At 68.8% G+C, this 10,777-nt stretch carries 11 protein-coding genes; 3 read left to right on the plus strand and 8 right to left on the minus strand.

Going from position 1 to position 10,777, the window contains the following annotated elements; all coding sequences use genetic code 11:
* Position 1: 1 nt before the first annotated feature.
* From QMK28_RS26605 to QMK28_RS26640, 8 genes are all read right to left on the minus strand, one after another.
* Positions 2-676, minus strand: a complete 675-nt coding sequence (locus tag QMK28_RS26605; RefSeq protein WP_326442129.1) for a TfuA-like protein — start codon at positions 674-676, stop codon at positions 2-4.
* The gene (locus QMK28_RS26610; RefSeq protein WP_326442130.1) at positions 673-1,953 is read right to left on the minus strand and encodes a YcaO-like family protein; all 1,281 of its coding nucleotides are present in this window, start codon (positions 1,951-1,953) and stop codon (positions 673-675) included. Before QMK28_RS26610 ends, QMK28_RS26605 begins: the two co-directional genes overlap by 4 nt.
* On the minus strand, positions 1,950-3,803 hold the full coding sequence (locus QMK28_RS26615) for a S9 family peptidase (protein ID WP_326442131.1): 1,854 nt from the start codon (positions 3,801-3,803) through the stop codon (positions 1,950-1,952). Before QMK28_RS26615 ends, QMK28_RS26610 begins: the two co-directional genes overlap by 4 nt.
* Positions 3,800-4,621, minus strand: coding sequence for a hypothetical protein (locus QMK28_RS26620; RefSeq protein WP_326442132.1), 822 nt, complete (start codon positions 4,619-4,621; stop codon positions 3,800-3,802). Before QMK28_RS26620 ends, QMK28_RS26615 begins: the two co-directional genes overlap by 4 nt.
* Positions 4,621-5,466 carry a JmjC domain-containing protein gene (locus QMK28_RS26625; protein ID WP_326442133.1) on the minus strand — a complete coding sequence of 282 codons (846 nt, stop codon included), beginning with the start codon at positions 5,464-5,466 and terminating at the stop codon, positions 4,621-4,623. The genes QMK28_RS26620 and QMK28_RS26625 overlap by 1 nt, the downstream gene beginning before the upstream one ends.
* Before the next feature lie 91 nt (positions 5,467-5,557).
* Entirely contained in the window at positions 5,558-5,683 is a 126-nt protein-coding gene (locus tag QMK28_RS26630; RefSeq protein WP_326442134.1) for a hypothetical protein, read from the minus strand.
* 99 nt (positions 5,684-5,782) lie between these two features.
* Entirely contained in the window at positions 5,783-6,691 is a 909-nt protein-coding gene (locus QMK28_RS26635; RefSeq protein ID WP_326442135.1) for a transketolase family protein, read from the minus strand.
* A 24-nt stretch (positions 6,692-6,715) separates the two neighbouring features.
* Positions 6,716-7,399: a transketolase gene (locus QMK28_RS26640; RefSeq protein ID WP_326442136.1), complete on the minus strand. Its 684-nt coding sequence runs from the start codon at positions 7,397-7,399 to the stop codon at positions 6,716-6,718.
* Positions 7,400-7,628: 229 nt separating this feature from the next.
* Here QMK28_RS26640 and QMK28_RS26645 point away from each other — a divergent pair, with 229 nt between their 5' ends.
* The 3 genes from QMK28_RS26645 to QMK28_RS26655 form a co-directional block, all read left to right on the plus strand.
* Positions 7,629-8,864 (plus strand): MFS transporter, encoded by a 1,236-nt coding sequence (locus QMK28_RS26645; RefSeq protein ID WP_326442137.1) that lies wholly within the window; start codon positions 7,629-7,631, stop codon positions 8,862-8,864.
* Positions 8,865-8,896: 32 nt separating this feature from the next.
* Positions 8,897-9,766 (plus strand): TIGR03621 family F420-dependent LLM class oxidoreductase, encoded by an 870-nt coding sequence (locus QMK28_RS26650; protein ID WP_326442138.1) that lies wholly within the window; start codon positions 8,897-8,899, stop codon positions 9,764-9,766.
* 415 nt (positions 9,767-10,181) lie between these two features.
* Positions 10,182-10,777, plus strand: a 596-nt coding sequence (locus QMK28_RS26655; protein WP_326442139.1) for an IS5 family transposase, incomplete at its 3' end; no start/stop codon positions are given.

Consider the following 10,777-nt stretch of genomic DNA (forward strand, 5'->3'; position numbering starts at 1 on the left):
CTCAGCTCTCCTCTTTGAGTACGGCGCGCACCGCTTCGAGCGCGTCCAGCCGCTTGCGATCCCAGTTGTCGCGCCGGTCGTCGGCCAGCTCCGGTTCGAGAAGCTCAACCACACCGGCCGGCAGTTGCTCCTTCCACCGCCGGAGCAGGTGGGAAGGCCGCCGGTCGCGGAAATGCACGCCGTGGGCCACGCGGAGTGCCTGTTGGGCGTCCTCGACGGACAGCTCCGTGTGGTCCAGCAACCAGCGGACGTTCGCCAGCGGTACGGTCACGGGGGAGTAGTCCTCCGGGTCGAACAGCAGTGCCACATCGCCGTCCGACTCGATCGCGCCGGACAGGTATTGCTCGTACACCCAGCCACTGCCCCTCATGCCCAGGGTCCGGCACTCGACGGCTCGGAGCGCGCCCATCGACGAGGCTCCGGCCAGCGGCTGTCCGGCGGCGAGCACGGTGCGGATCTCGGTGATGCTCACCGCGAGGCTCTGGCCGAACTCGCCGTCCAGGATCAGCACCCGGTCGATGCCGCCGGCTTCGACCACCTCGACCAGGTCGAGTCGGCGCACCGGGGGCCGTATGTCCAGGTCATGTCCTGTCTTCGTGGCGAGTGCCCGCAGTTCAACCAGGTCGGTAGGTCGTAGGGACGGGCCGGTGAACACGATCGTTCCGGGCCGGGTCATCGCGGGGACCTCGCCAGCTCGGCCCTGGCCATCGCGGCGTGCAGCCTGGTGCCGAGCCGGGCCGGGTCGTTGTGATAGTTCTCGATACCGGGCACGATCACCTGGGTCACGGAGAACGGTAGGTCGGGCGGTGCGAGCTCGGTGGCGAACACGAGCTCCAGCCCGGCCAGATCGAGCCCGTCGAGGACCAGGTCCAGGTCCGCCTCCACCGTGCCGGTGGTGCGGTGCGGCAGCTCGCCGAAGTCCAGTTCGGGCCGGCCGGCGCTCCAGGTGTGCAGCATCTTCTGCATCTCCTCGTAGGAGGCGTGCCGGCGGTGTACCTGGCCGTTGAGGTCCTCGCGAGCCCCGGAGATCACGTTCAGCCGGGACTGCGCGGCCTCGGTGAGTGCCCGGCTGAGCGCCACGGTGGGGTCGGGATGGCAGCCGGCGCCGCCGTTGATCAGCAGACCGTCCTCGGCGTGGGTGTCGTCGGTCGTGACGAATATGGTCGGCATACCGATCTCGTTGGCGTACCCGAACACCTGCACCCTGATGCCGGCCTGCTCGAATCGGGTGACGAGCGTCTGTGCCTCAGCCGGCAGCGTGGCCGACCTGATGCGGTGGCCGCCCCGTAGCGTCTCGCCGAACGCAGTGCAATCGTGCTCGACCAGCTCCAGTAGGCCGTGCAGCAGCGCCTCGCGTGGACTGTTGCCCGAGGCGAGTCCGATGGTGTTCGAGGAGAACATCCCGTACTCGTCCGGGAACGGTGTGAACACCGCCAGCGCGGGGATGAGCACCTCGGTGCCGGAGCGCAACTCCCGGGCCGGCCACCAGGACAGCGGCTGCTGCTCGGTCCACCGGTGGCCGCGCCGGAGGATGAGCCGCCGGGGGTCGAGTGTCGGAAGGCCGGCCGCGACGAGGTCGGCGTAGCTGGCGCGGAGCGGCGGCTCGGCGGCCCGGGGCTCGCACCAAGTCCGTTCGATCGCCTCCATCATTGCCGAGACCCGGGCGGCCGGCATAGTCGTGCCTTTGCCACTGGTGACCGTGTTGAGGCCGGGTGCGGCGTCGGGACGGCAACTGTTGAACACCGGGATGCCGAGCACGTCCAGGTCGGTCACGTCGGCGACCCGGGTGATGCCGCACCGGTCGAGGACGCCGCAGGCCAGTTCCGCGGTCGCTTCCAGGGTGCGGATACGCAGCGACGTGCCACTGGCGGTGGTGGCATCCGCCGTGGACGGCGAGAGCCAGTGCGCGCGGCTGCGGCTGATCCGTTGGGTGAGCGTGCCGGTGAGCGTCATGGGGTCAGCACCTCCGCACAGGCCGCGCGGACCCAGTCGTACCAGGCGGTCACGTTGGCGGGCCGCTCGATGCTGTGGCCCTCGTCCGGGAGCAGCATGAGCCGTACGTCGGCCTTGCGGGTGTCCAGGGACCGGTACATCGCCCGGGTCTCGCCGACCGGCACATGACTGTCCGCGCAGCCGTGCGACAGCAGCACGGTCACCCCCGGATCGATGCTCTCCATCGCGAGACTCTCCCTGCGGTACGCCTCGGACTCCTCGACCGGCCCGTACTCCCGCAGCCAGTGCCAGTGCAGGTCGCAGGCGCGGGCGACGGCGGCGAAGTCCGCCCAGCCGGCATGGCTGGCGACGAGCCGGATCTCCGGCAGCCGGGTGGCCAGGGCCAGCGCGAGGTAGCCGCCGAAGCTGCCACCCATCGCAGCGACTCGCCGAGGGTCCAGGTCCGGGCGCCGGAGCGCCGCGCGGACCTGCTCGGCGGCGACCGAGGCCACCTCCGAACTCCATCGACCCCAGCCCCGCTCGACTGCCTCCTGCCCATACCCCATGGACAGCGGGGGGTCAGGCATCAGCACGGCGTAGCCCTCCGCGACGAACGGCCATGGATTCCACCGCCACGACCAGTCGGTCCAGCTCAGCAGGGGACCGCCATGGCACCAGACGAGCACCGGAAGCGGCTCGTCGCGCTCGTCCGCCGGCAGGCACAGCCAGCTGTACCAGACCGTGCCGTCCTCGGCTCGGTGGCTGAGCCGTTCCATCCGCCCGGCCGGCGTGGCGTCGGCAGCCGGGGCCAGCAGGGTTCGCGCGGGGGGATCATCGAGGTCGACGACGACCACTTCGGGCGGCAGGTCCACCCGGGACTGAACGACCAGGACCTCGGCCGATGTTGCGGTGACGGACTGCACCGAACCGGCCAGCTCGACCGGCTCGGGAGGGTCGCCCTCCGACGTCACCCGGTACAGCCGCCGTCGGCCGTCGGCCTCGCCGGCGCACAGCAGGGTGCGCCCGGACCAGGCCTTCGGCTGGAGCCAGTGCGGGTGTTGGGCGGCGGGCCGCAGTATCCGGGAGCCGTCCGACGCGACCAGCACCACCTCCTGGCGCGGGCCGAGCTCCGGGGTCGCCACCCGCTCCGCCGTGCAGGCAAACCACGAGCCGTCCGGGGACGGCACAGCATCCCGGAGGTCGTCGTCCAGCCACACCGCCTGGGCGGCAGCCGGGTCCGTCACGGGGATGAGGAGCAGGCCATGCCGACGGTGGCCGCCGCGCAGGAAGCGGACCACACCGGCCGCGCATCGGGCGCCGTCCGGCGTCACTGCCAACAGCCCGGTGAGCCGTTCATTGGGCGCCAGCGCAACTTCGAGCGGTTCCGGCGGCCCAGGGTCGAGTGATGTCCGGAGCAGGCCGAGCACCTCGCCGGCGCTCTGGTAGCTGGAGTGCGGCCACAGGTCGCTGTCCACCATGGCGGCGGTTCGGTGTGGATCGGCCTGGTCGGCGGGCACCCATGCCGCCGCGATGACCACGGAGGAGGCGGCGGCGTAGGACACCACATCGCGGCCGGGGCTCAGCACGAGCTCGGCCTTGGTCTCAGGCCGGTGTCGGCGCAGGCTCCGGCCGGTGCGCGCCTTGGTGTCCGAGAGGAACAGGTAGCCATCGTCAAGCACCGTCACGGCGGAGGCCCCGGCGTAGGCGTGCGCCAAGGTGAGGTCACCGTCCGGCGCCGGTGTGTAGCCGAGCACGAACGGCACCGGGTAGGGCCGGTCCGGTCGGGTCAGCCTGGCCTCCAGCACCAGGCCGGCCCCGAGCCGGTGCGCGACCTCCGCCCGGACCTGGCCGAGCAGGACGTCCAGTTTCACGTCCGGCCGCCGCGCTGCCGGTTTCGCACCGCCCGGTCGGCCAGCGCGGCGGGGTCCAGGGCGGACAGCGTTTTGCCCAATTCCGTGCGCAGCCAGGCGGTTTTTTCCGCCGGGGTGAGGAAGTGGTGATTGCCCGCGATCTCGGCGGCTCGGGGGCTGTCGAGGAACTCGGCAATCAGCAGGTCGGCCAACTCCCGGCCGGTGGGCTGCTCGATGGTCACAGCGAGGTGGAACGATCCGGCCGGGCCCGCCTCGGAGCGGTGCTCCTGGCCGCCGGGAAGATACAGCACATCGCCAGGAACAAGGGTGAGCGCCGGGCCGGGCGGCAACGTCCAGTGCGATTCGCCGTCGAGCTGGAAGTGCAGCACGTGCTGCCCGGCGGTGTGCTCCGCAGACGCGGTCGCGCCGGGCGGGCTGAGGAAGAGCACCGAGTGCGCTCCGCCTTGCAGATCCGCGCACAACCCGTCGACCACGCTCCGGATGCCGACGTGCCAGTGTTCGGGCTGGTTAAGGGTGATGACCCGACCTGCCGCGTACTTCGAGCGGGCCGCCGCCGGATCTGCGTAGGCGGGCAACGCCCGGCCCAGCACCTCGCGGGTGATGGTGATGCCCTGCGCGGTCGCGCCGCCGCCGATCTCCCGGAGCATGCTGAAGTACGGCGCGACCAACAGTCCGCACTCGACCATTTCCCAGGCGGCGGCCTCCGGGAGCAGGCGTGGCCCGGCCGCGTACCGGAAGACCTCCGGCCGTCGTGCCCACACCTCGGCGACGAAGGAGTCGACCTCGCCGACAATGTCGGCCAACAGCGTCGTCGTCATCAGATCGTCCTGTTTCGCATTCGGTCGACCGCCGTACTGACCAGGGCATCCGGGTCGGCCGAGTCAAGGTGGTCCAGCAGCGCCTTAGCCACCGCCGCCGCCCGGCCCTCCACGGACAGCGCCGGGTCGAGCTTCGGCTGGCCGAAGGTTGTCATCAACGACCCGACCAGGTCCCGTGGTGTCGGCTCGGTGATGGTGAAGGTCAGGTGCAAGGAGGTGCCGCCCCGCGCGGTGGCCACATGGGGGAAGCCGTGCGGCAAATACAGCACATCGCCGGGCTCCATCACGAAGGTGTGCGAGTGGCTGTCGACGTCCACGTTCAACCCTGGCCGCGAATCAATCTGGTCGGGGGCGTCGTAGATCGTCCACTCCTTGGCCCCGGCGAGCTGGAGCGCCAGCACGTGCGAGCCGTCCCGGTGCGGGAGCATCCCGGTGTTGTCACAGGGGGTGTAGAATACATACGCCTTGAGTTCGGCGGCGATCCGGGCCTCAAGTGCGCGCATCAGGGTGCGGATCGGCAGGTGCCAGTCCTCAAGCTGACTGAACTTCATGGTGGCACCCGCGGCGAGGTGTTCCCGGACCTTCTCGGGGTCGGCGAACGAACCAACCCGCTGGCCGAGCACGTTGCGAGACCGGGTGAAGTCACCGACCGCGGGCTGGTTGCCCTCGCGGAGCAGAGTGAAGTAGGGCCAGCGCAGTAGGCCGGCGTCGAGCTGGGCCTGGATGGCGTGCTCGTCGATCAGGCCGTCCGGCGGGACCGCCTTGGGGAACAACCCGTGCTTTTTGTTCCAGTAGGTGCCCAGCAGGTCCACGTCGCCGAGCAGTCGGACCAGCGGATGTTCCATGCCTACAGCCGTCCCTCTCGGTCGGATCCGGACCAACTCCGGGAGCGCCGGAGCGGCCCCCGGAATTGGCTCACCGAAGGTCCCTTGCTACTTAGGCCTCGTTGATGTTCTCGATCACCATCGGGCGGGAGTGGTCCGAGAGCTCATCGATCTCGGCGTTGGCTTCCGTGATGAGCAGCTCAGCCTCGGTCGCACGGAGCTTGTCGTCAAAAGACATTCCGACTCCTTCTGGTTCGAGATGGTTCGACGCGATTGCGCCGGACGAAGATCACACTACGTCGATCCAGATCTCTTCGAAAGGGCGCGAGCCCACCAACTACGCGAGGTAGCCAAGGAATTTCGCGATGCTCCGTCGCAACCCAGCCGCACCAAGGCCATGTGCAATCGCGTGCTGACGCGGAGTTCCGTAGTGGCGCAGCTCGTTCAGCCCCACGCCGAGAGACAACGTCCGATGTGCCCGATCGGGCAGTGCGCGCGCGACCTCGGCGGTCGAGGTGCCCGCGAGGTAGGGCTCGACGAGCACAACGTTGGCCTCCGCCTGGTCGGCCACTGCGGCCCGCAGCGCCGCCGCGTCAAATGGCCGGATCGTCGCCGCATACAGCACGGTTACGTCCAGCGGACCGACCGCCGCCAGTACGGCGTCGGCCAGCGGACCGACCGCGATGACAGTGCCCCGGCCGCCCTCGCGCAGTACCCGGAACCTGGTTCCGTCCAACTGGTAGGCGCTCTCGTTCACCTGGTTGGACAGGCGGATGTAGACCAGGCCGTCGGCCACCGCGGCGTGGCGGAGCTGGGTCTCGACCTCGTCGGGATGGCCCGGCACATGGATCGTCCAATCCGGCAGGGTGGCCAGCAGAGCCACGTCACCGGGAGACTGATGGGTCCGGCCACCGCTGGCGATGTCGTAGGACCCGCCTGCACTGACCAGTACTGCACCCACGTCCTGGTGGTTCAGGTCGAGTTTGATCTGCTCGAAGGGCCGCTCGATGAGAAACGGCGCGAAGCTGTGCGCGATGGGCCGCAGCCCCGCCAGGGCAAGCCCGCCGGACACACTGATCAGCAGTTGTTCGCGAATGCCCAGATTGATCACCCGCTCCGGGTACTTGCCGGCGGCCTGGCCGAACATTTTCGCGCTCAGGTCGGCTGTAACCAGCGCAAGGTTCTCGTGCTCGGCGAGCAGTTCAGTCGTGACCTCGACGAACCGCTCCCGCATCTGCCCAGCCATAGCGCCTCCTCCTCGGTTGTGTGGTCAGTGGCCAGGGGTGTGCTCGACCTCGGCGACCACCACGGCGGGGCGGCCCGGATGTGGAGCCGTGAACGCAGCTTCGAGTTCAGTGTGCTTACGGCCGTTCACCCGCGCCGTCGCCCAGCCCTCCGCGGCGAACCGTGTCTCCAGGCCGCCGGGCCAGCCCTGGGTCGCGTTGTCGTTGTCGATCACGATGACGTTGAGCTGGTCGAGCCCGCTCCGGCCGGCGTAGGCGATCGCCTCGTGGTTGGAACCTTCATCGAGTTCGCCGTCACCGAGCAGTACCCACATCTGGGTCGAGGTCAGGCCGCGGGCTCGCAGACCGAGCGCGGTGCCAACTGCCAACGGCAGCCCGTGACCGAGCGAACCGCTGGAAATCTCCACCCCCGGCACCAGAGACCGGTCCGGGTGGTGGCCGAGCGGGGAGTGATAAGTCCCGAACCGATCGAACTCCGCAGGGTCGAGGAAGCCCTTAGCCGCCAGTACTGCGTAGTACGCCATCGGCCCGTGCCCCTTCGACAGGTAGAACCGGTCACGGTCGGCCGCCAACTCAGGCCCGACCCGTAGCACTCGGTCATAGAGCACCCAAAGCACATCCAGGGTGGACGACGCCGCCTCGGCGTGCTTCTCATCCCCAGTCATCGAAGCCATCAAGCGGTACAGGTCGTCGTAGCCCAGCCCGGTCATCGCGCCACCCACTTCCCAACTGCGTTTAGGGCGCGAAGATACACGACCGGCGATCTTCGCCGAGCCGTCGCGTACAAAGCATGACCAGCGCTCTCTGCGGACGCCCCGTGCCCTTGATCGGTGGTCTAGGGTGGGCCGCCATGAGGCAGCGGAGGGTGTATGACAAGGATGTGCCGCTTGAGGAGACGCTGCGGGCGTTCGAGAGCCTGATCAGGCAGGGAAGGATATTTTGGGGGCTGACCGCGTGATCGCCTCCTTCGTCCGCCGGAACTACTCCTCGCTGCGCGGCCCGGCGGCCCCCCTGGCGGTGCTGCACCTGCTCGACAGCGTCGGCAACGGACTCTTCCTCGCCAGCGCGACCGTCTACTTCATCGTGGTCGCTGGGCTGCCTGCCGCCCTGGTCGGGATCGGGCTGTCCCTCGCGGGCTTCACCGGTTTCATCTCAAGTGTCCTCATGGGGCGCGCCGCCGACCGGTTCGGCGCCCGGCAAATGCTGCTGATCAGCATGCTGGCCCTCGCCGGTGTCTATTGCCTGTACCCCATGGTTGACTCGCCGCCCACGTTCTTCGTGGTGGTGGCCCTGGTCGGTGCCCTCGAATGGGGCAGCGGGCCGCTGTTCCACACCCTGGTCATGGATCTGGTACCGGAGACCGACCGGGTCACTGGCCGGGCCGCGCTCCGTTCAGTGTTCAATGTCGGCTTCTCCGCCGGCGCACTGCTCGCCGCGGTGCTGATCGGTATCGGCGGTGCAGCGATGCAGGCCCTGCCGCTGGGCAACGCGCTGTCATTCCTACTGGCGGCACTGGTGGTACTCAGGTTGCCCGTCACCCTCCTCGGGCCGCCACCCGAACGAGCGTCGCGATTCCGGGCGCTGCGGGACAAGCCGTTTCTCGCCGTAATCGGGGTGTCGACCCTGCTCGCCCTCAACGGCACCGTACTCGTGGTGGGGGTGCCGCTGTGGATTCTCAGCGTCGACGGCGTACCGCGCAGCGTGATCCCGCTGGTGTTCATCTTGAACACCGTGCTGGTCGTCCTGCTGCAGGTCCGGGCCGCCCGCGGCTCGGACGTCCTGGACGGCGCTGTCGGCGCCGCCCGACGATCCGGGTTGGTGAGCGCGGCGGCCTGCCTCGTCATGGTCCTCGGCGGTCTGACCGGTTCCTGGCCCGCCATCGGCATCGCGGTTCTCGCCATCCTGCTGATCACCGCCGGCGAACTGTGGCAGTCCGCCGGTGCGTTCGGCATCGGCTACGCGCTGGCACCCGAGACGGCCCGAGGCGAATACCTTGGTGCGTTCCACCTTCGGATGGTGGTGCAGGCAACACTCGGCCCAGCAGTAGTGGCCTGGATCGCGACCGACCTCGCCCCCTACGGCTGGGCGATCCTCGCGGCAGCGCTCCTCGCCGGGGCGCTGTTGATCGGCCCAGCGGTTCGCCGGGCCGAACGCGACCGGGCCGCCGCCGTCTGAACCCCGCGACACTCAAGGACAGGAGCTGTGCGATGAATTTGCGGTTCGGCGTGAGCCTGTGGAAGCTCGAAGACAGGGCCTCCTGGATGGAGAAATCCCGACGGGCCGAAGACCTCGGCTACCACGTGATCACCGTGCCCGACCACATCGACATGCCATCGCCCTTTCTTGCGTGCGTTCTGGCGGCTGAGGCGACCAGTAGCGTCCAGGTCGGCACGTTCGTGAGCAATACCTCGTTCTACAGCCCGGCGCTGTTCGCCAGGGATGTCATCACCACCGCCCAGCTCACCGGCGGGCGGCTGGAGGTCGGACTCGGTGCGGGATGGAAAAAGCGGGAGTTCGACGCGGCCGGAATTCCATTCGAGGCGCCGGGCAAGCGCGTCGATCGACTCGTCGCGACCCTGGACGAGGTGACCCGCGCCTGGAGCGTCCTGGGCGGCCCCACCGCACCCGACCGGCCGCCCCTGATGATCGGCGGAAACGGCGACCGGGTGCTGAGACTGGCCGCCAAGCGCGCCGACATCGTGTCGTTCGCAGGCACCATATTCGACCCGCAGGGCCGGGGCATGCAGTTCCTCACCGAGCAACAGATGGACGAACGGGTGGCGCTGGTCGATGCCGAACTGCGCACAGCAGGCCGGGACGCGGTGCGCCGCAACATCATCGTCCTGCGCACTCAAGTGACGAATGATCGTCCGGCTGCACTGGAAGACTACTCCCGGTTTCTGCGGGGCACGCTGAGCCCGGAACAGGTCGGCGAACTGCCTGCCGTGCTGATCGGGAGCCCGGAACAGATCGCCGAGCAACTGATCGCTCGCCGGGAGCGGTTCGGCTTCAACTACATCACCGTGCAAGAGTCGGCGCTCGACACCTTCGCCAAGGTGATAGCGCTGCTCAGCTGAGTGGGTGGAAGGAAACGAGTACCTCCGCTCTGTCCGGAGAACCGGCCGGCTCACTGTGGGCATTCGCGAAGGCCACGCCCGCATCGGGCACCGGCCCCTGCGCACCCCTCGCTCCGACAACACGCTGTTCCCCGGCGCCTGCCAGGTCTTTCGCCTACGCCGCGACACCGGCGAGCTCGACGGCGTCTGGACCAGCAAGGAAATTGTCCTCGGCGTAGCCAGCATTGCCGGCTCCGAGCACCTCAACTGCCACACCAGGCAAGGCTGGACGGTGGAAATCGCCTCCATTGGGTCTGCGATGTCACCTTCAGCTGAGAGGGTGTTCTGCGAGTGCTCGGCGGACTCGCAGTACTTGAGGCGGGTTGTCCGGTTTCGGGGCTTCACGGCGGGTCGGATATGCGGTGCCCTGGTGGGCATGGACAGGCGCGAGCCGTACCCGAGTGACGTGTCGGATGAGGCATGGGAGCTGATCCGGCCGGTCATTGCGGCGTGGAAGGCGAAGCATCCTTCGGTCAGCGGGCACGAGGGCAACTACGGCATGCGGGAGATCGTGAACGCGATTTTCTACCAGGCCCGCACCGGCTGCCAGTGGCGCTATCTGCCCCACGACCTGCCGCCGAAGAGCGCGGTGTACTACTACTTCGGCAAGTGGCGCGACGACGGCACCACCGAGACCATCCACGAGCTGCTGCGCTGCCAGGTCCGCGAGATGCGTAAGCGGCGTGAGGACCCCACCGCGATCGTGATGGACTCCCAGACAGTGCGGGCCTCGGTGAACGCGCCGAAGGACACGACGGGGCTGGATGCGGGCAAGAAGAGCCCGGGCCGCAAAAGAGGCATCTCCACCGATGTCCTGGGCCTGATCATCGCCGTGATCGTGGTCACCGCGAGCGTGCACGACAACGCCATCGGCATCGCGCTGCTGGACAAGGTCGCCGCCGCCGCGCCCACCGTGACCAAGGCCTGGGTGGACGCCGGGTTCAAGAACGCCGTCGTCGAGCACGGCGCCCG

The organism is Streptomyces sp. H27-D2, assembly GCF_035828615.1.
GTDB lineage: Bacteria > Actinomycetota > Actinomycetes > Streptomycetales > Streptomycetaceae > Streptomyces.